Annotated in this window: 25 protein-coding genes and 1 pseudogene; 3 read left to right on the top strand and 23 right to left on the bottom strand. The window is 72.6% G+C overall.

Annotated features, from left to right (window positions below; genetic code table 11):
- Window positions 1-52: 52 nt before the first annotated feature.
- The 6 genes from LVO85_RS12660 to LVO85_RS12635 are packed head-to-tail and all read right to left on the bottom strand — an operon-like array spanning window position 53 to window position 6,943.
- On the bottom strand, window positions 53-2,875 hold the full coding sequence (locus tag LVO85_RS12660; protein ID WP_232747848.1) for a DEAD/DEAH box helicase: 2,823 nt from the start codon (window positions 2,873-2,875) through the stop codon (window positions 53-55).
- Between the two features lie 14 nt (window positions 2,876-2,889).
- Complete coding sequence (locus LVO85_RS12655) at window positions 2,890-3,774, bottom strand: diacylglycerol/lipid kinase family protein (RefSeq protein ID WP_232747847.1); 885 nt, start codon at window positions 3,772-3,774, stop codon at window positions 2,890-2,892.
- Window positions 3,771-4,595 carry a twin-arginine translocase subunit TatC gene (tatC, locus tag LVO85_RS12650; RefSeq protein ID WP_232747846.1) on the bottom strand — a complete coding sequence of 275 codons (825 nt, stop codon included), beginning with the start codon at window positions 4,593-4,595 and terminating at the stop codon, window positions 3,771-3,773. The genes LVO85_RS12655 and tatC overlap by 4 nt, the downstream gene beginning before the upstream one ends.
- Before the next feature lie 18 nt (window positions 4,596-4,613).
- Window positions 4,614-4,928, bottom strand: coding sequence for a Sec-independent protein translocase subunit TatA (gene tatA / locus LVO85_RS12645; RefSeq protein ID WP_232747845.1), 315 nt, complete (start codon window positions 4,926-4,928; stop codon window positions 4,614-4,616).
- A gap of 60 nt (window positions 4,929-4,988) precedes the next feature.
- A complete protein-coding gene (locus LVO85_RS12640) occupies window positions 4,989-5,954 on the bottom strand; it encodes a helix-turn-helix transcriptional regulator (RefSeq protein ID WP_232747844.1) in 966 nt (321 codons plus the stop codon).
- Window positions 5,951-6,943, bottom strand: coding sequence for a helix-turn-helix transcriptional regulator (locus tag LVO85_RS12635; RefSeq protein ID WP_232747843.1), 993 nt, complete (start codon window positions 6,941-6,943; stop codon window positions 5,951-5,953). The genes LVO85_RS12640 and LVO85_RS12635 overlap by 4 nt, the downstream gene beginning before the upstream one ends.
- 35 nt (window positions 6,944-6,978) lie before the next feature.
- Here LVO85_RS12635 and LVO85_RS12630 point away from each other — a divergent pair, with 35 nt between their 5' ends.
- The gene (locus LVO85_RS12630) at window positions 6,979-8,118 is read left to right on the top strand and encodes a DUF3866 family protein (RefSeq protein ID WP_408637692.1); all 1,140 of its coding nucleotides are present in this window, start codon (window positions 6,979-6,981) and stop codon (window positions 8,116-8,118) included.
- A 27-nt stretch (window positions 8,119-8,145) separates the two neighbouring features.
- On the opposite strand, the gene LVO85_RS12625 is transcribed toward LVO85_RS12630, so the two are convergent.
- The 16 genes and pseudogenes from LVO85_RS12625 to LVO85_RS12555 form a co-directional block, all read right to left on the bottom strand.
- The gene (locus LVO85_RS12625) at window positions 8,146-8,523 is read right to left on the bottom strand and encodes an FKBP-type peptidyl-prolyl cis-trans isomerase (protein ID WP_232747842.1); all 378 of its coding nucleotides are present in this window, start codon (window positions 8,521-8,523) and stop codon (window positions 8,146-8,148) included.
- Window positions 8,524-8,563: 40 nt separating this feature from the next.
- Window positions 8,564-9,601 carry an FKBP-type peptidyl-prolyl cis-trans isomerase gene (locus LVO85_RS12620; protein WP_232747841.1) on the bottom strand — a complete coding sequence of 346 codons (1,038 nt, stop codon included), beginning with the start codon at window positions 9,599-9,601 and terminating at the stop codon, window positions 8,564-8,566.
- Between the two features lie 47 nt (window positions 9,602-9,648).
- Entirely contained in the window at window positions 9,649-11,052 is a 1,404-nt protein-coding gene (gene pafA, locus LVO85_RS12615) for a Pup--protein ligase (RefSeq protein ID WP_232747840.1), read from the bottom strand.
- Between the two features lie 9 nt (window positions 11,053-11,061).
- Complete coding sequence (gene prcA, locus LVO85_RS12610) at window positions 11,062-11,835, bottom strand: proteasome subunit alpha (RefSeq protein ID WP_232747839.1); 774 nt, start codon at window positions 11,833-11,835, stop codon at window positions 11,062-11,064.
- A complete protein-coding gene (gene prcB, locus LVO85_RS12605) occupies window positions 11,832-12,674 on the bottom strand; it encodes a proteasome subunit beta (RefSeq protein WP_232747838.1) in 843 nt (280 codons plus the stop codon). The genes prcA and prcB overlap by 4 nt, the downstream gene beginning before the upstream one ends.
- Complete coding sequence (locus LVO85_RS12600; protein WP_232747837.1) at window positions 12,671-12,871, bottom strand: ubiquitin-like protein Pup; 201 nt, start codon at window positions 12,869-12,871, stop codon at window positions 12,671-12,673. The genes prcB and LVO85_RS12600 overlap by 4 nt, the downstream gene beginning before the upstream one ends.
- Window positions 12,872-12,900: 29 nt before the next feature.
- Window positions 12,901-14,424 (bottom strand): depupylase/deamidase Dop, encoded by a 1,524-nt coding sequence (dop, locus tag LVO85_RS12595; RefSeq protein ID WP_269813425.1) that lies wholly within the window; start codon window positions 14,422-14,424, stop codon window positions 12,901-12,903.
- Between the two features lie 9 nt (window positions 14,425-14,433).
- Window positions 14,434-14,994: a TetR/AcrR family transcriptional regulator gene (locus tag LVO85_RS12590; protein WP_232747836.1), complete on the bottom strand. Its 561-nt coding sequence runs from the start codon at window positions 14,992-14,994 to the stop codon at window positions 14,434-14,436.
- Entirely contained in the window at window positions 14,991-17,036 is a 2,046-nt protein-coding gene (locus LVO85_RS12585; protein ID WP_232747835.1) for an MFS transporter, read from the bottom strand. The genes LVO85_RS12590 and LVO85_RS12585 overlap by 4 nt, the downstream gene beginning before the upstream one ends.
- A gap of 51 nt (window positions 17,037-17,087) precedes the next feature.
- A complete protein-coding gene (locus LVO85_RS12580; protein ID WP_232747834.1) occupies window positions 17,088-17,867 on the bottom strand; it encodes a trans-aconitate 2-methyltransferase in 780 nt (259 codons plus the stop codon).
- A gap of 112 nt (window positions 17,868-17,979) precedes the next feature.
- Window positions 17,980-18,960 (bottom strand): hypothetical protein, encoded by a 981-nt coding sequence (locus LVO85_RS12575; RefSeq protein WP_232747833.1) that lies wholly within the window; start codon window positions 18,958-18,960, stop codon window positions 17,980-17,982.
- Complete coding sequence (locus LVO85_RS12570; RefSeq protein WP_232747832.1) at window positions 18,957-19,202, bottom strand: sigma-70 family RNA polymerase sigma factor; 246 nt, start codon at window positions 19,200-19,202, stop codon at window positions 18,957-18,959. Before LVO85_RS12570 ends, LVO85_RS12575 begins: the two co-directional genes overlap by 4 nt.
- A 32-nt stretch (window positions 19,203-19,234) precedes the next feature.
- Window positions 19,235-19,423 (bottom strand): annotated as a pseudogene (locus LVO85_RS17220) (sigma factor); the annotation flags it as partial.
- A 297-nt stretch (window positions 19,424-19,720) separates the two neighbouring features.
- Window positions 19,721-21,361 carry a proteasome ATPase gene (arc, locus tag LVO85_RS12565; RefSeq protein ID WP_232747831.1) on the bottom strand — a complete coding sequence of 547 codons (1,641 nt, stop codon included), beginning with the start codon at window positions 21,359-21,361 and terminating at the stop codon, window positions 19,721-19,723.
- Window positions 21,358-22,380, bottom strand: a complete 1,023-nt coding sequence (locus tag LVO85_RS12560) for a tRNA (adenine-N1)-methyltransferase (protein ID WP_232747830.1) — start codon at window positions 22,378-22,380, stop codon at window positions 21,358-21,360. The genes arc and LVO85_RS12560 overlap by 4 nt, the downstream gene beginning before the upstream one ends.
- Window positions 22,381-22,405: 25 nt before the next feature.
- Complete coding sequence (locus tag LVO85_RS12555; protein ID WP_232747829.1) at window positions 22,406-23,500, bottom strand: site-2 protease family protein; 1,095 nt, start codon at window positions 23,498-23,500, stop codon at window positions 22,406-22,408.
- Window positions 23,501-23,553: 53 nt separating this feature from the next.
- On the opposite strand from LVO85_RS12555, the gene LVO85_RS12550 reads away from it, so the two are divergent.
- Window positions 23,554-24,396 carry a RecB family exonuclease gene (locus LVO85_RS12550; protein WP_232747828.1) on the top strand — a complete coding sequence of 281 codons (843 nt, stop codon included), beginning with the start codon at window positions 23,554-23,556 and terminating at the stop codon, window positions 24,394-24,396.
- Window positions 24,397-24,405: 9 nt separating this feature from the next.
- Here the strand turns inward: LVO85_RS12550 and LVO85_RS12545 are convergent, their stop codons facing one another.
- Window positions 24,406-25,068, bottom strand: coding sequence for an HAD family hydrolase (locus tag LVO85_RS12545; RefSeq protein ID WP_332875435.1), 663 nt, complete (start codon window positions 25,066-25,068; stop codon window positions 24,406-24,408).
- A 64-nt stretch (window positions 25,069-25,132) separates the two neighbouring features.
- On the opposite strand from LVO85_RS12545, the gene LVO85_RS12540 reads away from it, so the two are divergent.
- Window positions 25,133-25,990 carry a PAC2 family protein gene (locus LVO85_RS12540; RefSeq protein WP_232747827.1) on the top strand — a complete coding sequence of 286 codons (858 nt, stop codon included), beginning with the start codon at window positions 25,133-25,135 and terminating at the stop codon, window positions 25,988-25,990.
- Window positions 25,991-26,006: the final 16 nt, after the last annotated feature.

Genomic DNA, 26,006 nt, shown 5'->3' with positions numbered 1-26,006 from the left:
CTTCGGCGGGAGCACGGGAGCGCACAACGGGCACGGGGGCCGGCCGAGGGCGTCAGTCCAGCCGGTCGGCGGCGACCACGCCACGCAGCACCGCGTCCGTGGCGCGTCGTGCGGTCGCGGCGACCGGCCCGTCGGCTGCCTGCGCCACCTGGCCCAGCAGGTCGACGACCTGCTTGCAACGGCGCACGAAGTCCCCGGCGGACAGGTCGCTGTCCCGCAGCACCTCCTCCAGGCCTCGCCCGGAGGCCCACCGGTGCACCATCCACGCGATGCCGGCGTCCAGCTCACCGGCCGAGGGCAGCCGATGGGCGTCCTCGCGGTCCTGCAGCTGTGACCAGATCGCCACCATCTCGTGGTAGGCCTCGGTGACCTCCATGGTCGGCATCCGCGGCTGCAGGCTCTCCTCCCCACGCGGCTCGTGGATGAGGATGGACAGCGTCGCCGCCAGGCCGGGGGCGTCCAGGCGCTGCCAGGTGCCTCGCCGCAGGCTCTCGGCGGCCACCAGGTCGTGCTGGGTGTAGAGACGGCGCAGCCGCTGGCCCTCCGGGGTCACCTCGTGGCCCCCGTCGGTGAGGTAGCCGAGCTCGCCCAGCAGGTCGCAGATGCGCTCGAAGGTGCGTGCCACGGTGTTCGTGCGGGTGCCGATGCGGCGCTGCAGGTCGTCGGTCTCGCGCCGCAGCCTCCACCAGCGCTCCGACCAGCGCGCGTGGTCCTCGCGGTCCGGGCACTGGTGGCAGGGGTGCTGTCGCAGCTGCCCGCGCAGCTGGTCCAGCTGTGCGTGGGCCCCGGTGTCCTGCCCGTCCACGTCGCCAGCACCACGGTCACGACGGCGCAGATGTGCGTCGTCGGGCACCTTCGCCCGCAGGGTCGCCGCGAGGTCCTTGCGTGACCTGGCGTTGCGTGGGTTGAACTGCTTCGGGACGGTCAGCCGGTCGAGCGGCTCCAGGGGTCCCTCCAGCTCGGCGGCACCGATGCGGCGCACCTGGCCGTCCGCGGTGAGGACCGCGGGCTGTGCCCCGTGGCCACCCGGGCGGGCCGGCGCGACGACCACGGCCATGCCACGCCGCCGCCCGGCCGCAAGGTGCACGACGTGCCCCGGCCGCAACGCCTCCAGGCTGACCTCGATAGCGGCGCGTCTGCCGGCAGCCCGCTGCCGTGCGACGGCCTTCTCCACCTCGCTGATGCGGTGCCGGACACGGGCATACTCCGCGAAGTCGCCGAGGTGGCACTGCATCGACTCGGCATACCCCTGCAGTGCCTCCTCGTTGCGCCGCACCTGCGTCGTGAGGCCGACCACCCCGCGGTCGGCCTGGAACTGGGCGAAGGAGGCCTGCAGCAGCTCGTGCGCACGCTCGCGACCGAACTGCGCCACGAGGTTCACGGCCATGTTGTAGCTGGGCCGGAAGCTGGAGCGCAGCGGGTAGGTGCGGGTCGAGGCGAGACCGGCGACGTCGTAGGGGTCCACACCGCGCCGGTGCAGCACGACGGCGTGCCCCTCCACGTCGATGCCGCGACGTCCCGCACGTCCGGTGAGCTGGGTGTACTCCGCAGGGGTGATGGGCGCGTGCTGCTCACCGTTGAACTTGTCGAGCTTCTCCAGCACCACGGTGCGTGCCGGCATGTTGATGCCCAGCGCCAAGGTCTCGGTCGCGAAGACCGCCCGGACGCGGCCTGCGGTGAACAGCTCCTCGACGATCTCGCGGAAGAGCGGCAGCATGCCTGCGTGGTGAGCGGCGAACCCGCGGCTGAGACCCTCGACGAACTCGTGGTAGCCGAGCACGCCCAGGTCGGCCTCGGCGACCTCGGCGACCCGCTCCTGCACGGTCCGCCGGATGGCTGCCCCTTCCTGGTCGGGCACCAGCCGTATGCCGCGCACGAGCAGCTGGGTCACGGCGGCGTCGCAGCCTGCGCGGCTGAAGATGAAGGTGATCGCCGGGAGCAGCCCGGCACGGTCGAGCTGCTCGATGACCTCGGCCCGGCCGGCCGAGCCACCTGGTGCCCCGCCACGCCGCACGCCCGCCGGCGGTCCTGCGGAGCCTCCGCCGCGGCCCCCGCCGGCCCGGCCCCGCCGGCCACGCGGCCCACCGGCGTCCTCACGTCGCCAGGCCATGGCCCGCTCGGCCGTGGAGATGCGCTGGACCAGGTCGGGGTTCACCCGGGTCGTGCCCGTCTGCTCGCCGGCCACCGTGCCCGGCTCCTGGACGAAGACGTCGAAGAGGTCCTTGCCCACCATCATGTGCTGCCACAGCGGCACCGGCCGGTGCTCGGTGACGATGACCTCGGTGTTGCCGCGCACCGTGCGCAGCCAGTCGCCGAACTCCTCGGCGTTGCTCACGGTGGCCGACAGCGAGATGACCTGGACCGACTCCGGCAGGTGGATGATGACCTCCTCCCAGACCGCTCCGCGGAAGCGGTCGGCCAGGTAGTGCACCTCGTCCATGACCACGAACCCCAGACCGGCGAGGGTGTGCGAGCCGGCGTACATCATGTTGCGCAGCACCTCGGTGGTCATCACGACCACGGGTGCCTCCCCGTTGATGGAGGAGTCACCGGTGAGCAGGCCGACCCGCTCGGCACCGTGACGCGCGACGAGGTCGTGGTACTTCTGGTTGGACAGGGCCTTGATCGGGGTGGTGTAGAAGGCCTTGCGTCCGGTCTCGAGGGCCAGGGCGACGGCGAACTCCCCCACCACCGTCTTGCCGGCCCCGGTGGGGGCGGCGACCAGGACGCCGGAGCCTGCGGCGACGGCGTCGAGGGCCTGGACCTGGAAGTCGTCGAGGTCGAACCCGAGGGTGCCTGCGAACCTGCCCACCGGGGAGGACTCACGCCGGGCCCGGGTGCGCGCGGCGGCGTACCGCTCCGCAGGAGAGGACATGCCGCCAGGCTACGTCAGCCCTGCGGCACCACCACATCGAGTGCAGCCGGCCGCGCCGTGAGGCTCAGCGGGAGCGGGGCCAGCGGCTCCCCGTCGCCGTATGCGGTGAGCTCGGGGCCCTCGACCCGCACCGTGCGCCCGCGGAGCATGTGCACCGTCGGGTGCGTGGCGTGGCGACCGGTGAAGACCCCGACGAGCAGGCCGAGGGCCTGGACGGCCGGGACGGGCGTGATCACCACCACGTCGAGCAGTCCGTCGGTGGGGTCGGCGTCAGGGGCGATGCGCATGCCCCCGCCGAAGACGGGCATGTTGCACACGGCCACGACCATGGCGGAGGTCTCCCACACGGCCCCGTCGACCTCCAGACGGTAGGGACGCGCCCGCAGCTGCGGCAGCTCGGCCAGGGCGGCGACGGCGTAGCGTGCCGCCCCGAGCCGGCTCGGCACCCGGGTCGAGCGGTCGGCGATGCGGGCGTCCAGGGCTGCCGGCACGGAGCCCACGACGAGCCGCCCCAGGGGCTGCACCTCGATGAGGTCGATGGCCTGCCGCCGTCCGGTCAGCAGGGTCTGGATCGCGGGCCCGGTGCCCAGCGGGATGCCCAGAGAGCGCGCGTTGTCGTTGCCGCTGCCCGCAGCGACGATCGCCACGGCGGTGGTGCTGCCCGCGCAGGCGTCCGCGGCGATCGAGACCAGGCCGTCACCACCGACGACCACCAGGACGTCGATGCCGTCGGCAGCAGCGGCACGGCAGACCACACGCGCGTCCTCGGCGTCGCGTGCCGTGAGGTCCCGCACCTCGTGCCCCGCCCCGCGCAGCCCGGCGAGCACTGTGTCGCTGCGGCCGGCGGCTCTCCCGCGGCCCGAGCGCGGGCCGTGCAGCACGGCATACCTGCTGCTCACAGCTCGCTGGCCTCGTCGTCGGCGGTGGCGAGCCACTCGGGGTCGCGCCTGCGGCGGCGCTTCTCGTTGACACTGGCCACGAGCACCGCTCCCCAGTAGAGCGCGTACATCGGGATGGCCAGCGCGAAGAGGGTCCAGGCGCTCGGGTCCGGGGTCGCCATCGCCGCGAAGATGAGGATCAGCAACAGCGAGATGCGCCACCCCGACCGCATCGTGCGCACCGGGAAGAGCCCGATGCTGTTGAGCCCGACCATGAAGACCGGCAGCAGGAAGGCGATGCCGAAGGCCAGGACGAAGTAGAGGACGAAGTTGAGGTAGACCGTGGCGTCCTGCAGGTTCTGCGAGTCCGGCGGGGCGAAGGACAGCAGCACCGCGATCGTGCGGGGCAGCGCCCAGGCGGCGAGCAGGGCGCCGGCGAAGAACAGGGGCACCGAGGCCACACCGAACAGGAAGGCCAGACGCTTCTCACGCCGGGTGAGACCAGGCAGCAGGAAGGCCCAGATCTGCCACAGCCAGACCGGTGCCGCCAGGGCGATGCCGACGAAGATCGAGACCCGCAGGCGCAGCGAGAAGGGTGCGGTGAGCGTGGTCGCGAAGTTGAGCGGCACCAGGGGGTCGCCGTCGGCGTTGCGCAACGAGGTCACCGGCTCGGAGATGAACCCGATCAGGGGGACGTAGTAGACCCAGCCGACGATGCCACAGAGCAGGACCGCAAGGGCGGCGACGACCAGGCGGTTGCGGAACTCCCGGAAGTGCTCACCGAGCGACATCCGCCCCTCGGGGTCGCGGGGCGCTCGGCGCAGGCGCGCCACGGCGCTCACGGGTCGGTGGCCGGCAGGTCAGGGGCGATGGTCGCCGACGTCGCCGTCGCGCCGGTCGTGGGCGGGGTCCCCCGGCGGCGGAGGGGCCTGCACGCTCGACGTCGGCCGGGTGGTCGGCTCCTCCTGGTGGGGCTCACCGTCGACGGTGTCGCTGCTGGCGGGGCTGGGCTTGTCGTCGTCGCCCTTGTCGCTCATCTGCTCGACCTCGGACTTGAAGATGCGCATGGACCGGCCCATGCTGCGAGCGGCGTCGGGCAGACGCTTCCAGCCCACCAGCACGATGATGGCCAGGATGATGATGAAGAGCTGCCAGCCCTGGATGTTGCGCCACACGGTGGTGCCTTCCTCGACGGATCGTATGACGGGTGGTGGCCCGTCAGGGTGTGGCCGAGTCTACGCCGGGTCACCGAGCGCACGCCGTGCGCCGTCCCGCACGAGCTCCACGAGCCGTGGCGGTGAGACCACGCGGGCCTGGCCACCGAGCCGCCACACCAGCCTCACCAGCCACGACGGGTCGGCGGTGCGCAGGTCCACCAGCAGACTGCCGTCGGGCTGACGCTCCACACCGTCGACCGGGAACTGCTCGGCGACCCAGGCCGCCTGAGGCTGCACGTGCAGCCGCACGGTCTCGTCGTCCGGGCTGGGCCGGAACACCCCCGGCCCGACCGCACGCGGCCGCGCCTGCTGCGGCGGGGTGCCGTCCTCGTCGAGCACGCTCACCTCCTCCACCCGGTCGAGGCGGAACATCCGCTGGTCCTCGGCGCGGTGACACCACGCCTCGAGGTACCAGCGACCGTCGACGTTGAGCACCCGCATGGGGTCCACGTCCCGCTCGGTCGACTCGTCGCGCGAGGCCACCAGGTAGCGCAGGTGCAGCCGCCGGTGCGTGCGCAGGCCAGCCCGGACCGTCGTGAGCACCTCCTGCTCGTGACCGTCGGCGTCCACGGCCACGGAGACCGCGGCTGCGTCGCGGGCCGCGTCACCCGCTGCCGACTCGAGCTTGGCCAGCGCGCGGTCGATGGCGTCGTGCTCCTCGATGCCCGGCACCGCGGCCAGCGCCCGCAGGGCCACCACGAGCGCCAGCGCCTCGTCCCTGCCCAGGCGCAGCGGGTGGGCGATGGTGTCGGCGTTGCCGACGTAGACCTTGCCGTCCTCCCACGACGCCTCGATGAGGTCGTCGGGCATGTGACCGGGTGTCCCGCAGACGAAGAGCAGCTGCAGGTCGTCCACGACCTGGGCCTCGTCGACCCCGAAGGTCGCGGCCGCCTCGGCCAGGTCGATGCCCTGGTGGCGCATCAGCCAGGGCACCATCGTGAGCAGCCTGCCCAGCCGGTCGGTCGCGGACTCGTAGGTCGTCACGGTGCCTCCTGCTCGTCGTGGGCGGCGAGCACGGCTCGCAGCCGGTCCCGCACCGCCGCGGTGAGCTCGGCCGGCTCCAGCACCCTGGCTGCGGGACCCAGACCGGTCACGTCGGCGACCAGGGCGCTCCTGGAGACCTCGTCGAGCAGCACCACGTCCCAGCCGTCCTCGCCCGGGGTGACCTCGGAGGCCCGGCGCCGCAGCGTGTGCCCCGACCCCGGTCGGAGGGCCACCCGGGCACGCACGGTCTCCTCCGTGCCCTGGCTGGTGGTGATCATGGCCCGGGCGTCGTGCCCGGCGGGCACGGTGTAGGTCCCCGATGCGCGGGCCAGGGTCACCGTGCCCTCCACCCGGTCGAGACGGAAGACGCGCGGCGCGTCGCGGTCGACGTCGTGGGCGGTCAGGTACCACCGTCCGTGCCAGCTGGTGAGGGCCCACGGGTGCACGTGGCGCTGCGTCACGACCCCCGCTCCCCCGCCGCGGTAGGTGAAGCGGAGCGGGGTGCGCGTCAGCACGGCCCGGCGCACCTGCTCGAAGGCGGGCTCGGTGGTGTGCAGCAGCGGCTCGATGCCGGAGACACCGGCCTCGTCACGCTCCAGACCCGCGGCCTGGAGCTTGCGCAGCGCCTGGGCCGCCGGGCCCGCCAGGCTGGCCTGCGACCAGGCGCGGCTGGCCAGGCCCACGACGGCCAGCTCGTCGGGGGTGAAGTCGATCTCGGGCAGCCGGTACTCCCGCTGGTCGACGCGGTAGCCGACCTCGTCGTCGAAGAAGGCGTCGATCACCTCGGTGCGCAGCGGGACCCCCAGCTCGCGCAGCTCGTCCTTGTCGCGCTCGAACATGCGGTCGAACGCCTCGTCGCTGCTGTCGGCGTAGTGCGGCACCAGCGTGCGGATCCGGCTCTTGCTCAGCGGCTGACGGGTGTAGAGCAGACAGATGGTGAGGTTGAGCAGTCGCTCCGTCTTGGCGGCGGCGGGACTGGGACGGACCATGCCACGAAACTACCCGACACCGTAGGGTGCGGCGTGTGATCCGGTGGTCCGAGGCAGTGGTGTCCGCGGTGGTGCGGCGGCGACCCGGGGCGGTCGAGCTGGTCGTGCGCGACGCCGACGGCACCGACGTGCCCGCGCTCGCCTACGTCGGCCTCGTGGGCGAGCCGGAGGTGGGTGACCGGTGCCTGCTCAACAGCAACGCGCTGGACCGGTCCCTGGGCACCGGCGGGCTCGCGATGGTGGTGGCCCTCCCGGACCGGCTGCCCCTGTCCCAGAAGGAGCCCGGCCACCTCGTCAAGGCGCGGTACACCCCCCTGCAGGCCATGGTCATGGGGGTCGACGACCAGGAGAGCCCGCACCACGCGCTGCTGCGTGAGGCCGACGACCTGGGCGGTATGCCGGTCGTGGCGGCCGACCTGCACTCCAGCCTGCCGGCAGTGCTCGCCGGGGTCCGAGCGGAGTCACCGGACCTGCGGGTCGCCTACGTCATGACCGACGGAGGTGCGCTGCCGGCAGCCTTCTCCCGCACGTCCTCAGCCCTGCGGGAGGCGGGCTGGCTGGTCTCGGTCGTCACCACGGGCCAGAGCTACGGCGGTGACCTCGAGGCGGTCACCGTGCACACCGGTCTGCTCGCGGCACGGCTGGTGGCCGTGGCGGACCTCGTCGTCGTCACCCAGGGGCCCGGCAACCTCGGCACCGGCACGAGATGGGGCTTCTCGGGGGTGGCCGCCGGTGAGGCGCTCAACGCCGCGGCCGTCCTCGGGGGGCGCGGGGTCGCCGCTCTCCGGGTCTCCGGAGCCGACCCACGGGCACGGCACCGCGGCGTGTCGCACCACAGCGCCACGGCATACGGCCGGGTGCTGGCACGACCGGCCGACCTGGTGGTCCCGGACCTGTCGCGCTGCGCCGGCGTGTCCGAGGAGCTGGCCGCGGACGTGGTCGCAGGCGCGCGTCAGCTGTGCGCGACGGCGGCCCATCTGCGCGAGGTGCACGTGTCCTGCGGAGGCCTTCCGGATGCCCTGGCCACCGTGCCGGTGGGCCTGTCGACCATGGGGCGTGGCTACCGACAGGACCCGGCGGCCTTCCTCGCCGCAGCGGCAGCCGGACGGCACGCTGCACGGCTGGCCACGGGCACGCAGCAGCCCCCGGCCGCGCGCGGGGCCGGGGGCTGCTGAGAGGACCTCAGGCGGGCCGGCGGCCGGTCAGGCCACGTCCTCCAGGTCGACGACGAAGATCAGCGTCTCGCCGCCCTTGATGACGTTGCCGGCACCGCGGTCGCCGTAGCCCAGGTGCGGAGGGATGGTGATCTTGCGCCGGCCACCGACCTTCATGCCGAGGAGCCCCTGGTCCCACCCCTGGATGACCTGGCCGACCCCGACCTGGAAGCGCAGCGGCGCTCCACGGTCCCAGGAGGCGTCGAACTGCTCTCCCGTGGACCAGGCGACTCCCACGTAGTGGGCACTGATGGTCCGTCCGGGAGTGGCCTCCGCGCCGTCGCCGGTGAGGATGTCCTCCACGACCAGGTCACCGGGCGGGGTGTCACCGGGGAAGTCGATCTCGGGCTTGGTCTTCTCGCTCATCGATGCTCCTTGGCGGTCGTTGCAGCGGATGCGGACGGCGTCAGCCGGCCGCGAGGATGTCGACGACGAAGACCAGGGTCTCCTCCGCCAGCTCGCTCTCGGGGTTGTTGCCGTAGGCCATGTCCGGCGGGACCACCAGCAGCACGCGGGACCCGACCGGTTGGCCGACCAGGCCCTCGTCCCAGCCGGGGATGACCTGGCCGGCACCGATGACGGTGCTGAACGGCTGCCCGGCCTCGAGCGAGGAGTCGAACTGCTCTCCGTCGGACCACTTCACGCCCGTGTAGTGCACGGTCACCGACTGCCCGGCCTCGACCTCGTCGCGCTCGCCCTCGATGAGGGGCTGCACGACCAGCTCGCTGGGCGGGTCCTCCCCCTCGGGGATGGTGATCGACGCCGGGCTGCTCCCGTCCGCCTCGACGGTGGGCAGGCCCTCGACGGGGTCGACCTCGGTGCCCTCGGCCTCGCTGAGCGGGTCGACCGCCTCCACGACCTCGACGTAGAAGATGACGGTGTCGGTGGGGCCGATGCCCAGGTTGGCGTTGCCCGTCTCGCCGAAGCCCTCACCCGGGGGCATCGCCATGATGAGCTCGGCGCCCGGCCTCTGGCCCGGCAGCGACTCCAGGAAGGCGGGCAGGAGCTGCGGGTTCGACAGGTCCATGACGACGCTGTCGTCACTGGGGAAGGTGGACAGCAGCTCCTCGCCGTTCGTGCCGTTGACCGCCAGGTAGCGCACCGTGACCTGCTGGCCCTCGGCGACCTCCTCGCCGTCGCCCTCGGCGACCTGCTCCACCGTGGTCTCGGCGACCCCGAACGGCAGGTCCCCCTCGGGGAACGGCTCCCCCGCGTAGGTCAGCGTCGGCACCTCGGTGCCCTCGCCGTCGTCGGACCGCTCGACACCCACCTGGGACAGGTCACCGTCCACCGACGCGGTGGTCGCCGCGTCGTCGGGACCGGCCGAGGTCGTGGTGCTGTCGTCCGTGCTGTCGGCGGAGTCGCCGGCGTCGTCGGCACACGCGGTGAGCAGGATGATCGGGGCGGCGACTGCTGCCAGCAGCCGGACACGAGGTGAGCGCACGCGCGGGGTCCTTGATCTTTCGAGAGGGTAGGTGAACCGAGGCAACCCTACAGCGCCGACGCTGGGCGCTCGCTGTGAGCAGGACCCCGCACCAGCTCCATGAGATCGTCGACGCGGGAGTCGTGGGCCGCGAACGGGTCCTTGCACAGCACGGTGCGCTGGGCCGCGTCGTTGAGCTTGAGGTGCACCCAGTCGACACTGAAGTCCCGGCCGTGAGCCTGCGCCTCCCGCACGAAGTCGCCCCGCAGCTTGGCGCGGGTCGTCTGCGGCGGCCGCACCGTCGCCTCCGCCACCTGCTCCGGGGTGCAGACCCGAGCGGCACCGCCCCGCCGCTGCACGATGTTGAACAGCCCCCGGTCGGGGTGGATGTCGTGCCAGGCCAGGTCCAGCTGCTGCAGCCGGTCGTCGTGCAGCTCGAGCCGGTGACGCTCGGCGTACTGCCGGAGCATGCGCCACTTCATCACCCAGTCGATCTCGGTCTCCACCAGCTGGAGCTGTTCCGCGGAGACCGCGTGCACGGTGCGCTCCCAGAGCTCCAGCGCCCAGCGGTAGGGCTCCTCGCCGGCCAGCCCGACCCGCTCGGCATGGGCCCGCACGAGCTCGAGCAGCTGGACCTGCACGTCGACCGCGCTCACCCGGCGCCCGTTGGACAGCGTCACCAGGTGGGCGCCGGTCATGTCACGGCTGATGTCCCGGATGGCCCGGATGGGGTTCTCGATGGTGAGGTCGGGCATGATCGTGCCCGCCTCGATCGTGCGCAGCACCAGGTCGGTGATGGCCACCTTGAGCTTGGTGGTGGTCTCGCTCATGGTCGAGTCACCGACGATGACGTGCAGCCGGCGGTAGCGTTCGGCGTCGGCGTGCGGCTCGTCACGGGTGTTGATGATGGGGCGCGAGCGTGTCGTGGCCGAGCTCAGCCCGTCCCAGATGTGGTCGGCGCGCTGGCTGACCAGGTAGGTCGCCCGCTCACCGGTCACGTGCAGGCGCCCCGCACCGGTCACGATCTGCCGGGTGATCAGAAAGGGGATCAGCGTGTCCGTGATGCGGCTGAGCTGTCCCTTGCGCTCGATGAGGTAGTTCTCGTGGCATCCGTAGGAGTTGCCCCGTGAGTCCACGTTGTTCTTCAGGACGTAGACCCTGGCTTCGATGCCCTCGGCGGCCATCCGCTGCTCGGCGTCCAGGGCGAGGTCGTGCAGCACGAGCTCGCCGGCCTTGTCGTGCGCGACGAGGTCGTCCAGGGAGTCGCACTCCGCCGTCGCGTACTCCGGGTGCGAGCCCACGTCGAGGTAGAGCCGGGAGCCGTTGCCGAGGAAGACGTTGCTGGAGCGACCCCAGCTGACGACCTTGCGGAAGAGGTAGCGCGCCACCTCGTCCGAGGACAGCCGGCGCTCGCCCGGGAAGGCACAGGTGACCCCGAACTCGGTCTCGATCCCGAAGATGCGCCGCTCCACCCCGCCAGCCTAGGCGTCCGGCGCGCCGGTCAGCAGGTCGTGCGGACCGGGCCGCCGGTCGTCCTGGGTCGGGATGTCGCTCGTGGGGTCGTCGGGGGACAGCAGGGCGTCTAGCAACGGCCCCCCCAGACGGCGGAAGGCGCGCCGTGGCCGGCGTCGGTCGAGCACGGCGACCTCCAGCTCCTCGGCGGACAGCGGACCGGAGGCGGGCTCGGCTCCGGGCCGCAGCAGCCCGGCCGCCAGCCTCAGCGCGGATGCCAGGCTCATGCCGGGCTCCCACCGCTCGCGCAGACCCGTGGTCAGCGGCTCGGTCGCCCCTCCCATGGCCACGTAGCCCGGCTCGTCGGTCACCGAGCCGTCGTAGGTGAGCCGGAAGATCTGGTCCGAGGCGGCTGTCGGCCCGACCTGGGCGACGCAGATCTCCACCTCGTAGGGCTTGGACTCCTGCGTGAACACGGTCCCCAGGGTCTGGGCGTAGGCGTTGGCCAGGCCCCGGGCCGTGACGTCGCTGCGGTCGTAGGAGTAGCCGCGCAGGTCCGCGTAGCGGATCCCCGCCACCCTGAGGTTCTCGAACTCGTTGTACTTGCCCACCGCGGCGAAGCCGATGCGGTCGTAGATCTCGGAGACCTTGTGCAGCGTGCGGGACGGGTTGTGGGCAACGAAGGCCATGCCGTTGTCGTAGCCGGCCACGACCACCGAGCGACCTCGGGCGATCCCCTTGCGGGCGTAGTCGGCCCGGTCCTTCATCAGCTGCTCGGGCGAGACGTACATCGGGAAGGTCATCGCGCACCCCCCGGGTTGTCGCGCCGGGCCTCGACGAGCGCCTGGACGGTGGGCTCCAGGTCGGTCTCGGGCAGGAGCTCCACCCCGAGCTCGGTCACCACGGCGCAGGTCGGCCAGATGCGTCGTCCCAGGTCCGGCCCCCCGGTCGCGGAGTCGTCGTCGGCGGCGTCGTAGAGCGCCTCGACCGCGACGGCGACCGCCTGCTCCCTGAGCAGGCCCGGGTGCCAGAGCTTCTTGAGCGCCCCGCGGGCGAAGTGCGCCCCCGAACCGATGCTGTGGTGCCGCTGTTCCTCGTAGCAGCCGCCGGTGACGTCGTAGGAGAAGATCCGCCCCGTGCCGGGGCCCGGGTCGTATCCCGCGAACAGCGGCAGGACGGCCAGGCCGCGGAAGGCGTTGCCCAGGTTGCCCCGGATCATCGTCGCGAGCCGGTTGGCCTTGCCCTCCAGGGACAGCAGCGTGCCCTCGATCTTCTCGTAGTGCTCCAGCTCGACCTGGAGCAGCCGGACCATCTCCACGGCCACCCCGGCGGTGCCTGCGATGCCCACGACGGAGTAGTCGTCCGCAGCGAACACCTTGTCCATGTCGCGGTGGGCGATGAGGTTGCCCATGGTGGCGCGCCGGTCCCCCGCGACCACGACGCCGTCGCGGAAGGTCAGCGCGACGATCGTGGTGCCGTGTGGTGCCTCCACCACCGTGCCGGCACCGAGGTGCTCACGTCGCTCGCCACCGGGGAGCAGGTGGGGAGCCTGTGCACCGAGGAACTCCACGAACGAGGTGCCCCCCACGGCCCGGTATGCGGTGGGCAGTCGCCCGTCGGTCCGGTCGCCCGAGCTGCTCACTGGCCGCCCTTCTGCACGAAGGTGTGCACGAACTCCTGCGCGTTGGGCTCCAGGACGCCGTCGATCTCGTCGAGCAGGGCGTCCAGGTCGGCGTCGCGCTGAGCGTCCTGGGCCTGGCCGGCCGCGGGGGCCGCCCCGGGCTCCGGCTGCTCGTCGTCCCGCTGGTGATCCTTGCGTTGCTGCTCCTGACCGGCCATGCACCCATCTTGGCAGACGGCCCTGACAGTCACGCGCCGGTGCTGGCGAGCTCCCCCAGCAGCGACGCCGCGTCGCTGTGCCGGTCCAGCAGGTCCCCGACCTGGGCCCGGGTGCCCTGCTCAGGTTCGGGCAGGGCCACCCGGCGCAGGCCCCTGCCGGACTCGGCGAAGACCACCGAGTCCCAGGACGCCGCCCGCACGTGGGCGGCGTACCGGCGCACGCACTCGCCGCGGAACCAGGCCCGGGTGTCCTCCGGCGGGCTCGCCACCGCGTGGTGGACCTCGTCGGTGGAGACCAGCGACTCGATCCGCCCGGCGGCCCTCATCCGGGCGGCCAGCCCACGGGTCGGGTCGACGTCGCTGTACTGGATGTCCACCAGGCGCAGCCGGGGGTCGTCCCAGGCGAGGCCGTCGCGGTCGCGGTAGCCGCGCAGCAGGGCGAGCTTGGCGACCCAGTCGACCTGCCCGCAGGCCCGCATCGGGTCCTCCCGCATGGTGTCCAGCAGGCCTCCCCACCGCTCCAGCACCTCGGCGGTGTCCGGGTCGGCCGTCCAGCCGGGCACCTCCTCCGCCAGCGCGTCGCGGCAGGCCTGCAGGTAGGCCTCCAGGATGTCCAGCCCGGACATCGACCCTCCGCCCTCCAGCGGGACGGTCGTGCGCAGGGTGGTGTCCCGCGAGATGACGCGGAGGGCTCCGACCGGGTCCTGGAGGGCGAGCTCCGGGGCGCGCCCGGTCTCGACCAGCCGCAGGACCAGGCTGGTCGTGCCCACCTTGAGCAGACCGCCCACGTCGGCGCTCGTGGCGTCGCCGCCGATGAGGTGCAGCCGCCGGTGCACCGCTGCCGAGGCATGCGGCTCGTCGCGGGTGTTGACCAGCGGGCGCTTGAGGGTCGTCTCCAGCCCGACCTCCGTCTCCATGTAGTCCGCACGGGCACCGATCTGGTAGCCCGGCAGCTGGGACGCCGGGCCGACCCCCACCCGGCCGGCGCCACAGATCACCTGGCGGGCGACCAGGAAGGGCAGCAGTCCACGCACGAGGTCGGCGAACGGGACCGAACGGGGCACCAGGTAGTTGTCGTGCGTGCCGTAGGAGGCACCCTTGCCGTCGACGTTGTTCTTGTACAGCCGCACCGGCACCTCCTGACCCTGCAGCGCGCGCGCAGCCGAGACCATGACCTCCTCGCCGGCGCGGTCCCAGAGCACCGCGGCACGCGGGCTGGTCACCTCCGGGGACGAGTACTCCGGGTGCGCGTGGTCCACGTAGAGGCGGGCGCCGTTGGAGAGCACAGAGTTGGCGACCGCCGGGTCGTCCTCGTCCGTGAGCTGGCTGAGGTCAGCCAGCGCGCGGGCCATCTCGTAGCCCCGGGCGTCCCGCAGCGGGGTCTCGTCGGCGTAGTCCCACCCGGCGCCCGTCGGCAGCGCCCGGGTCGGACCGGCGGACGCGGCATACGCCCGCACGACCAGCCCGGACAGGTGGATCGGGTCCGCGGCCGGGTCGTCGGCCCGCGTGATGCCGTACTCCGTCTCGATCCCCATCACCCTGCGCACGGTCATGGGGCCAGACTAGGTGGGCTCCTGGTGGATCCCGTCGAGCAGCCCCTGGACGACGGCGCCGTACTCCCGGACGACGGCGTCGAGGTCGGTCGTGGCAGGGTCGAGCAGGCGGAACGAGCGGGCACCGGCCGCCAGGCCGAGCAGAGTGCAGGCGAGCAGGTCGGCACGGCGCCTGCTGTCCGGGTCGTCCCCGGCGAAGCGGCCCAGGAAGCGCTCGCGGAACTCACGTCGGGCCGCCAGCGGGTCGGGCGCGTCGTGCAGCAGGTAGATCGCCCTCAGCCAGGGCTCGGCGACGTCGGCGGCCCGGCGGTCCAGGAGGCGCCGCACCAGGAGCTCACCGAGCCCCTCGGTCGAGGTGTGCGGGTCCAGCGGCGCGGGCTCGCTGGGCGTCGCGTCGGCATACAGCTGCTCCTTGGACCCACCGACCTTCATCACCAGGGCGGGTGAGACCCCGGCGTCCGAGGCGATCTGACGGATCGTCACCCCGGCGTAGCCGCGCTCGCCGAAGAGCCGTCGTGCCACCTGGAGGACCGTGTCACGGGTCGACGGATGCGGCGCGCCCGTGCTCATCGCCCCACCTCCGCGCCGACGCCGGACGCCGTCGAGGTGTCCCGTGGCGGGACGCCGGTCTGCAGGTCGATGTCGAGGGTGGTGGACGTGGAGGCCACCTGCACCGCACGGGACCGGGTGCGATCGTGGCCCAGGTCGACCGCCGTGAGCACGTAGCGGCCCGGCGGCGGCAGGCCGATCTCGTAGCCACCGTCGCGGTCGCTGTGCGTGGAGGCGACGTACTCCCCCGAGTGCCGGATGAGCGAGAGCATCACCCCATCCAGGGGCTGGCCGTCGTCGGTGACCCTGCCGGTGAGGGTCAGCCGGCGGTGCATCCGGATGGTGTCGATGCCGGACGCGTCGAGGTCCACCAGCCCGGACTGCGGGGCCCAGCCGTCCGCGGAGGCGACGACCAGGTAGCGACCGGCCCCGGGCAGGGCCAGTGCGTAGCGGCCCTCGTTGTCGGTCCGGCCCCAGTCGACGTGCCGTCCGTCGGTGTGCAGGACGCTCACGACGCCCTGCCGGACGGGCCGGTCCGCGGTGTCGGTCACGCTCCCCCGCACGATGAGCTCGCGCCCCGTCCCCTGCGACTTCACCTCGTGCCGCTCGGGTGCCGTCTCGCCCGCAGGCACCTCGGCCGCCGCGGCGGCGGGCCGCACGATGAACGCCGCGATCCCCGCCCCTCCCAGCGCGGCGACCGTCCCGAGCCAGAACATGAGCTGGTAGGCACCGAAGCTCGGGACGGACTGCCCGCCGATGGTGACGGCAAGACCGGAGAAGACCGCTGCCACGGTGGCGCTGGCGGTGGAGGTGCCGATGGCGCGCAGGAGCGTGTTGAGCCCGTTGGCGGAGGCGGTCTCCGTGATCGGCACCGAGCGCATGATGAGCGTCGGCATCGCGGCGAAGGCCACTGCGGTCCCGATGGAGGCGACGCCCGAGGCGATCATGACCTGGAGCACGGAGTGGTGCAGGAAGGTGCGCAGCACGAAGCCGGCAGCGATGGTGACCGCTCCGGCGATGAGCATCAGGCGCGGGCCGTACACCCGGATGAGCCGGGCGGCGACCGGGGACATCGCCACCATCAGCAGGCCGGCCGGCAGCAGCACCAGGCCGGTGTCGACGACGCTGAGGCCGAACCCGTAGCCGGACTCCACGGGCATCTGCACCTGCTGGGCGGAGGTGAGGAAGTTGGTGAACATCGCGAAGCCGACCAGCACCGACGCGCTGTTGGTGAGCAGCACGGTGCGCCGGGTGGAGGTGCGGATGTCGACCAGCGGCTGACCGGAGCGCAGCTCCCACGGCACCCACAGCGCGAAGACCGCGGCCGAGACCACGAGCAGGGTGAGCGTCAGCTCGTCGGTCCAGCCCCACGCCCCGGCCTTGGAGACCGCCAGCAGGAAGCACGTCAGGGCCACCGAGAGCAGCAGTGCGCCGGCGTAGTCGAACGACCCGCGGGTCCGCACCGTCGACTCGGGCACCACGCGCAGCACCAGGGCGAGCATCACCACCGCGAAGCCGCCGGACACCCAGAACAGCGCGTGCCAGTCGAGGTTGTCGTAGATGACACCGGCCAGGGGCATCCCCACCGCTCCCCCGATGCCGAGCGTGGCGCTCATCAGGGCGACGCCGGAGCCGACCCGGTCGGCCGGCAGATGGTCGCGCATGATGCTGATGCCCACGGGCACCAGGCAGGTGCCGAGGCCGGCCAGGCCGCGTCCGGTGATGACCAGCGGCAGCGCCGTGCTGAGGGCGGCGATGCCGGATCCGACGATCACCGCGACGAGGCAGAGCACCATCATCAGCCGCTTGCCGTACATGTCGGCCAGCCGGGACACGATCGGCGTGCCGACGGCGGCCGTCAGGAGGGTGACGGTCACCAGCCAGGAGGCGTTCTCCGGCGTCGTGTCGAGGATCTGCGGGAACTCGGGCAGCAGCGGCAGCACGAGCGTCTGCTGCAGGGACACCAGGGTCCCGCACAGGGCCAGCACGGCGATGATCGAACGGGTGGACAGCTGTCGTGAGCCGGTGGCGGCGGTGTCGGGCTCGACGGCAGCACGGGACACGACGGGTCCTTCCGGGGCAGGGAGGTGAACATCTGTTCACGCACCCGCCATTCAACCACGCCGGGCTACGGCGAAGACGCGCCGGAACGGCAGCACCGTCCCGTGGGCCCGACGGGGGTAGGCCTCCCGCAGGGCTCGGCGGTAGTCGCGGGTGAAGTCCTCGCGCAGGTGGTCCGGCAGGGCCTGCAGCACCGGCCGCGCACCCGTGCCGCTGACCCACTCGAAGACCGGGTCCTCGCCGGGCAGCACATGGAGGTAGGTCGTCTCCCACGCGTCGACCCGGCAGCCCAGTGCGCTCAGCCGCTCCAGGTAGTCCTGCGCCCCGGGCAGGTCGGGCCGCACGGCCACGCCCTCGGTGTGCTCGGCGTACGGCGTGCGTGTGGCGAGGTCCCGCAGCACCGTGTGGCTCGGCGCGTCGTGGTTGCCGGGGATCTGGACCGCCAGCCACCCGCCGGCCGTGAGGAGGCCCACCAGCGCCGGCAGCAGGTCGAGATGCTCGGGCACCCACTGCAGCGTCGCGTTGCTGACGACCACGTCGTATGACGTGCTCCCGGCCGAGGCCACCCAGCCACGCAGGTCCGCCTCGACGAAGGTCAGTCCCGGCTCCTCCAGGGGGAGCGCGCGGGCGACCATCTCCGGCGACGAGTCGACGCCGACGACCTCGGCGCCGGGCCAGCGACGGCGCAGCGAGGCCGTCAGGGTGCCCGGACCGCACCCGAGGTCGACCACCCGTCCCGGGTCGGTGACCTGCACCCGGGCCATCAGGTCGACGAAGGGCCGCGCCCGGTCGTCCTCGAACCGCGCGTACTGCTGAGGGTCCCACACAGGCATCCCGGCCTCCTCGAGGTATCTTGATGTCAAGATACCTCAGGTGGCCGTCAGGACACCTGGACCCAGACCCCGCCCAGCTCCTCGTGCAGCGAGCACTCGTGGGTGCCGAGCGTCACCTCGAGCGACGGCGCCGGCAGGGGTGGGACGGTCCCGCCTGTCCCGCGGAGCACCACGTCGCCGAGGACGGCGGTCGACCCGGCGGGGCATCCCGGCGAGTCCTCGGTGCTGACCAGGAGCAGCCGCCCCGCGGAGTCCACCGCCGCCTCCCCCACGTCGGCCGGGCTGCTGAACAGCTCGCCGGCGTCGTCGAGCCGGTAGCGCGCAGGCGCCTGGCCGTCACCCAGCGTGATCGCCAGCAGCCGCCCGTCCCCTGCTGCAGCCAGGTGCGGCTGAGCACCCCCACCGACTCGACGTCCGTCGGAGCGGCATGCAGGCGCAGGGCCTGGGTCTCCTCGTCCTCCCCCGTCGACCCCGTCCAGACGAAGCTCGCCCCGTGGTCCGACCGGGGTGACAGCCGGCACCACCGCACCTGGTCCGCCCCCGCGTCCTCCCCGGCGCAGGGGCTGTCCGGGGGGTCGGGGACACGGACGACCTGGCCCACCATGGTGGCGTCGCTGTTGACCTGGAGCTCCCAGTCGCAGAGGTCGTCCGGCAGCTCGATGCCGGAGTCGGTCACGGTGTAGGCCACCGGCTCGTAGGCCTGGAGGCCACGTGCGGTCGGGTTGGCGAAGGTGAGGGTGCCGTTGCGGTGGAACGCCCACAGCCATCCGGTGGAGTCGTGGGTCAGCCAGATGCCCGCCAGGGTGTCCACGCTCAGCGGCAGCTCCTCCGGCAGGGGCTCCTCCTGCTCGGTCCCGGCGGGCTGGGGCGCGTTCGTCGCGTCCCCCAGCTCACGGCATACGGCACCGCCCCCGAGCACGAGCGCGGCAGCGGCGGCAGCGGCCACCAGCCCGTGGGTCCGGCGCCGGCGCCGGGCGAGCAGCTCGCGGCGGTGGATGAACCGGTGGTGCGCGTGGGCGTGCTCCTCCTCGGTGACCCGGACCTCCTCGGCGACGGCGGTGAGCGCGGCGTGCAGCCGCTGGTCGGTGGTCATCGGTCCCCCTCCATCCTGCTCGCGAGGGCCGCGCGGGCGCGGTGTCCGTGCCGCTTGACCGAGCCGGCGCTCATCCCGAGCAGCGCGGCGGTCTCCGCCTCGCTCAGCTCCGGATAGTAACGGCACACCACGACCTCGCGCTGCCGGTGCGGGAGGCCGCGCACCGCCTCCGCGAGCCGGTGTGCCTCCTCGTGGGCGATGACCGACGCACTGCTGGAGTCGGTGGGGGCGGGTCGGCCCACCCGGGCCGGTTGCGCTCCCGCACCAGCGACCGGATCCTGGACCGCGACCCGTTCAGCACGGCAGACCTCAGGTAGGCCAGCGGCTGGCTCCGGTCGCGCAGGCCCCCGTAGCGCAGGTGCAAGGAGCAGAAGGCGTCCATGACGACGTCCTCGGCACTGCACCGGTCGCCCAGTATGCAGTAGGCGAGGCGAAGCAGGCCCTCGTAGTGCTCACGGAACAGGCTCTCGACGACGTCCTCGCGCGAGGGGCTGTCGGCCTGGGGCCGCAGACGCTGCTGGGCGCGACCGAGCGGGGCCCACCGTGGCTCGGTCCGTGGAGGACATGCCGGTCACCGCCTTCCCGGACAGCGCGCGCTTCATGACCCTGAGTCGCCCGAGACCCTCCCAGGTTGACACGGGACGGGAACGACGTGAACCTCACCGGTCGGCGAGGCCACGACCCGGCATGCCCGCCCGGCTCCGTGCCCGGCGCACCAGCCGTGACGTTGCCGCTCAGAGGTACTGCCCGGGGGTGCCGCTCAGAGGTACTGCCCGGGGGTGCCGCTCTCCAGCGTCCTTCCGGGCTCCACACCGTCCTTGCCCGAGACCAGCGTGCGGATGTAGACGATCCGCTCGCCCTTCTTGCCCGAGATCCGCGCCCAGTCGTCGGGGTTGGTGGTGTTGGGCAGGTCCTCGTTCTCCTTGAACTCGGCGACACAGGCACGCAGCAGGTGCTCGACGCGGACACCGTGCGACTGGTCGGTGAGCAGGGCCTTGATGGCGAGCTTCTTGGCACGGTCGACGATGTTGTGGATCATCGCCCCGGAGCTGAAGTCCTTGAAGTAGAGGATCTCCTTGTCGCCGCCGGCGTAGGTGACCTCGAGGAACTTGTTGTCGTCGATGAGGGCGTACATCCGCTCCACCACGGCGGCGATCATGCCGTCGACCGTGGCCTGGCGGTCACCCCCGTGGGCAGCGAGGTCGTCGGCGTGCAGCGGCACCGCGGTGGTGAGGTACTTGCTGAAGATGTCGTGGGCGCTCTCGGCGTCCGGCCTCTCGATCTTGATCTTCACGTCGAGCCGGCCGGGGCGCAGGATCGCCGGGTCGATCATGTCCTCGCGGTTGGACGCCCCGATGACGATCACGTTGTCGAGCCGCTCGACACCGTCGATCTCGGCCAGCAGCTGGGGGACGATCGTCGTCTCGACGTCGGAGGAGACGCCGGACCCTCGCGTGCGGAAGAGGGACTCCATCTCGTCGAAGAAGACCACCACCGGCGTGCCGTCGTCGGACTTCTCCCGGGCGCGCTGGAAGATCAGCCGGATGTGCCGCTCGGTCTCGCCGACATACTTGTTGAGCAGCTCCGGGCCCTTGATGTTGAGGAAGTAGCTCTGCGGGGTCTCCCGCCCGGCCCGCTGCGCGGCCTGCCGGGCGAGGGAGGCGGCGACCGCCTTGGCGATGAGCGTCTTGCCGCACCCGGGAGGGCCGTACAGCAACACGCCCTTGGGCGGGCTCAGCTGGTGCTGGGCGTAGAGGTCACGGTGCAGGAAGGGCAGCTCCACGGCGTCCTGGATCTGCTCGATCTGGCGGCTCAGCCCGCCGATGTCCTCGTAGGAGATGTCCGGCACCTCCTCGAGCACGAGCTCGGACACCTCGGGCTGGGCGATCCGCTCGTAGGCGAACCCGCTGCGCGGGTCCATCATCACGCTGTCGCCGACGCGGAAGGCGACGTCGCTGAGAGAGCCGGCGACCCTGGCTACACGCTCCTCCTCCCCGCGGACCAGCACCAGCACGCGGCCGTCGTCCATCCGCTCCTTGACGGTCACCACCTCGCCGACCTGCTCGTAGGAGGCGACCCCGACGATGGCCTGCGCGTCGTTGAGCAGCACCTCCCGGCCCGGGTGCAGGTCGTCGACGGGCACCTCCGAGAGGGCACGCACCCTGACCTTGCGGCCGCCGAAGGAGATGTCGACGGTCTCGTCGTCGTGCCTCCCCAGCACGAGCGCGAAGCTGAGCGGTGGAGACCCGGCCGCGTCGAGGTCCTCACGCAGCGAGACGATGCGCTCGCGGGCCTCTTTGAGGGTGCTGGTCAGGCGGTCGTTGTGGGTGCTGGCCTCACGCAGCCGGGTCTGCAGCTGCAGCACCTGCTGCTCCAGGTGTCGGACGCGTGCGTCGTTCATGCATTCACGCTACCCGGGCCTTCTGGGAGCCGCTCGGAGGCTCCCTGGACGTCACGCCGGATGCGCCGCAGCCGCTTGTCGGACACAGTCCGCTCCCCCACGTCCTCGGCCGTCCACTCCTCGGTGCCGGCGGGGGTGTAGTCCTCGCCGTAGGCTCCCTTGGCGGGTCGCCTCCGCCGGGTGGGCACGGTCGTGTCCGGCGCCAGCCGTCGCACGGTGACCAGGAAGCCTGTGTGCCCGTGCATGCGATGTTCGGGGCGGACCGCGAGACCCTCCAGATGCCAGCCCCGCACCATGGACTCCCACGCCTGCGGCTCGGTGAAGCCGCCGTGCTCGCGTGCCGCCTCGGCCACCCGGGACAGCTGGGTGGCTGTGGCGACGTAGCAGACCAGCACTCCCCCCGGCACGAGTGCCTCACCGACGACGTCGAGGCACTCCCAGGGCGCCAGCATGTCGAGGACGACCCGGTCCACGCTGCCGGGGGCGACGGCCTCGGGAAGAGCCTCGACGAGGTCACCGACGGTCACGGTCCAGGCAGGGTGGTCCTCGCCGAAGAAGACCCGTGCGTTGGCGCGGGCGATGTCGGCGAAGTCCGCGCGTCGCTCGAAGGAGTGCAGCGCACCGCCGTCACCGACGGCCCGGAGCAGGGACAGGCTGAGGGCTCCGCTGCCGACGCCCGCCTCGACGACCCGGGCCCCGGGGAAGATGTCGCCCATCGTCACGATCTGCCCGGCGTCCTTGGGGTAGACGACCTGGGCGCCGCGCGGCATCGACAGCACGTAGTCGGACAGCAGCGGGCGCAGCGCGAGGTAGTCGGCACCCGAGCTGTGCCTCACCACCGTCCCGTCCGGGGCCCCGATGAGGTCGTCGTGCCGGATGTGGCCACGGTGGGTGTGGAAGTCCTTGCCTGCCTCGAGGGTGATCGTGTGCAGCCGGCCCTTCGGGTCGGTCAGCTGCACGCGGTCGCCGACCCGGAAGGGTCCTCGGCGCTTGTCTGCTCCGGTCGCGGGGTGGGTCACCCGGGAAGTGTAGGTGCTGCCCGCCCTACAGGTCCTCGGCGAGGACGACACCGACGACACGGCCGTCCGGCACGCGCACGGCGACGACCGGCGTGGTGTGGGTCTGCATGGCGACCACGACGTCGGTCACCGCGTCCTCGAGCCGGGTGTCGACCACCCATCCGGCCGGCTGGCGCCGGGCGACAGCCGAGACAGGGGTGCGTGCCGCAGCCGCGCCGGGCACCTGCTGGAGTGCGGCCGGGTCCACCAGGCCGGTCGGGGTGCCGTCGGGGCCGGTCACCAGCCAGACCGGGCTGTCGCCCCAGCGCACGGCGTCGACGCCGACGCCCTCGGGGACGAGGGCGGCCGGACGCAGCACCGAGCCGACCGTGACCTGTTCGAACACCCTACGGGCCCGGCCCGAGCGGATGGCCGAGCTGGCGCCCCACCACAGGAAGGCGCCGATGAGGCCGGCCCACAGCAGCCTGGAGACGGTCAGGGTGCCGCCGGTCATCACCGGCACCCCCACCACCCACCAGGCGAGGACGACGACGAGCAGACGACCGCACCACCCGGCGACCAGTGTGCCCAGGCCCCGGCTCCCGGTGACCTTCCAGACCAGCGAGTCCACCAGGAAGCCACCGTCCAGCGGCAGTCCCGGCAGCATGTTGAAGGCGGCCACGAAGGCGTTGGCCGTGGTGAACGCGGTCAGGAGCAGCCAGGGCAGACCGTCCGGGACGGCCTGGACGAACGCCCAGCCGACAGCGGCGAGGGCAGCGTTGGCCAGCGGCCCGGAGATCGCGACGGCCGCCGCCCGTCCCGGGGTGCTGTCGGCACCGTCGTAGGCGGTGTGGCCGCCCCAGAAGTCGGCGACGATCCGGCGCACCCGGTAGCCGTGGTAGCGGGCGACCAGGGCGTGGGCGGCCTCGTGCACCAGCACGGAGAGGAGGAGCAGCACGGCGAAGCCGAAGGCCACGGCATACGCGGCAGCGCCCGAGCCGGGCACGATGTCACCGACGACCGGGCCGAACAGGAGGGTGATGACCGCCGCGATGAGCACCCAGGACCGTCCCAGGTAGACCGGCACGCCGGCGAGGGACCCGATCTGCCAGCCTCGCGGGGAGGCCGTGGCGGTCGACATGGGGCTCACCCTACGTGCCGGGTATGTCGGTCCGGCTTCGTAGAGTGCGGGACATGAGTCGAGCACTGTCACCGAGCCGCGCCGCGGACTTCATGCAGTGCCCGCTGCTGTACCGCTTCCGCGTCGTCGACCGGCTGCCGGAGCCTCCCAGCCCAGCGGCCGCCCGTGGCACCTTGGTCCACGCCGCGCTCGAGCGGGTCTTCGACCTGCCGGCCGACCAGCGCACGCCTGCTGCCACCGTCGACCTCCTGCCCACCGAGTGGGGCCGGCTCGTCGAGGCGGAGCCCGAGCTGGCGGCGCTGTGCGAGGACGACCGCCGGGACGGCTGGTTCGCCGACGCGGCACGGCTCGTCGAGCGCTGGTTCACGGTGGAGGACCCTCGCTTCCTCGAGCCGGCGGAGCGCGAGCTCTATGTGGAGGTCGAGATCGACGGCCTGACCCTGCGGGGCTACGTGGACCGTCTCGACGTCGCACCCGACGGCAGGCTGCGGGTCGTCGACTACAAGACGGGCCGCGCGCCCTCCGAGCTGTACGAGGGCAAGGCGCTGTTCCAGATGAGGTTCTACGCCTTGGTGCTGTGGCGCACCCGCGGTGTCGTGCCGACGGTCCTGCAGCTGGTCTACCTCAAGGACGGCCAGGTGCTGCGCTATGCACCCTCCGAGCGCGACCTGCTCGCCACCGAACGCAAGGTGCAGGCGCTGTGGAGCGCCATCGAACGTGCCGCGGACACCGGCGACTGGCGGCCGCGACCGTCCCGGCTGTGCGACTGGTGCCACCACAAGGCGCTGTGTCCCGCCTGGGGCGGCACCACCCCACCCCTGCCCGACGACGCCGCGACCCGCGCTGTCGACCCGGCCCGCACGGGCGTCGCCCTGACGGTGCAGGACGCCGACTGAGCGGGCCGCTCAGCGCGTGAGCCGGAGCAGGTCGCCCGCCCGCACCGCGGCCAGCGTCGAGACCTGACGCGCCCCCGGCTGTGCGGGCACGTCCACGATGTGGGGCACGGCCAGTGTCGGCACCCCGGCCGACGTGGCCGACCTCACCCCGGTGGGTGAGTCCTCGATGGCGACACAGCGGGCGGGCTCCACCCCCAGCCGCTGGGCGGCGACCCGGTACGGCTCCGGGTCCGGCTTCCCGCGGGTGACCACGTCACCGGTGACCACGGTGCGGAAGGTCCCGGGCGGCAGGGCCTCGACCAGCACCGTGGCCAGCGAGTCCCAGGACATCGTGACCAGGGCGTTGGGCACGCCCAGCGCCACGAGCTCGGCCAGCAGCTCCTGGGCACCCGGCCGCCAGGGGATGCGCTCCTGCGTGCGGCGGACGACGCCGGCCAGCAGCCGGTGCACCACCTCCTCGGGGGTGCCGGTGACCGGCGTCCGGGCCAGGATGACCTCGGCGGAGCGGGTCAGGTCGTTGCCGACGAGGTCCAGCGCGTCCCGGTCGGTCCACCTGCCGCCCGCCGCCCGCACCAGTGCGTGCTCCTCGGCCATCCAGAACGGCTCGGTGTCGATGATCGTGCCGTCCATGTCCCAGAGGACGGCTGCCGGCAACTCGCGATCCCTGACCACCCTGCGATCCTAGGTCCACTGCGTAGTGTGGGTCCGACCAGTGCTGAGCGAGGGAGGTGGGCGCATGATCGAGCTCGAGGACGTGCCGGAGCTGCGGGACCCCGTCGTCATCGCCGCGTTCGAGGGGTGGAACGACGCCGGCGAGTGCGCCACAGCCGTGGTCGAGCACCTCGCGAAGGTGTGGGACGCCGACCTCGTCGCGGCCATGGACCCGGAGGAGTACTACGACTTCCAGGTCAACAGGCCCAAGGTGACCCGTGTCGACGGCGAGCGGACCCTGCAGTGGCCCACCACCCGCGTGATGCTCGCCCGCAGCACCCCCTTGGGCCGGGACGTCCTGCTGGTCCTGGGCATCGAGCCCTCGGTGAGATGGCGCTCCTACAGCTCGGAGCTGCTGGCCTTTGCCATGCACCACGGTGCGACGTTGCTCGTGACGCTCGGCGGGCTGCTGGCCGACGTGCCGCACACCCGCCCGATCCCGGTCGGGGTCAGCAGCGAGGACGAGGACCTCCTCGACCAGCTGGAGGGCGTCGAGCCGGGCTCCTACGAGGGCCCCACCGGGATCATCGGCGTCGTCAACGACCAGGCCCGTCAGATCTCCCTGCCCAGCCTGTCGTGCTGGGCAGCGGTCCCTCACTACGCCGGGGGCCCACCCTCCCCCAAGGCTGCCCTGGCCCTGCTCGGTCGCGTCGAGGAGCTCCTGGACGTCGTGATCGACGACACCGAGCTGGTCGAGTCGGCGCGGGCGTGGGAGCGCGGGGTCGACGACCTCGCTGCGTCCGACGACGAGGTGGCCGACTACGTGCACTCCCTCGAGCAGGCGCAGGACACCGCGGACCTTCCCGAGGCCAGCGGCGACGCCATCGCCCGGGAGTTCGAGCGCTACCTGCGCCGGCGCGACGACGACCCTCCTGGTCGCTGACCCCGGCGTCGTCCCG

This window comes from Ornithinimicrobium sediminis (assembly GCF_021272345.1).
Classification (GTDB): Bacteria; Actinomycetota; Actinomycetes; order Actinomycetales; family Dermatophilaceae; genus Ornithinicoccus; species Ornithinicoccus sediminis_B.
The sequence above is the reverse complement of the archived record's forward strand: the minus strand, read 5'-3'. Positions and strand labels throughout refer to the sequence as shown.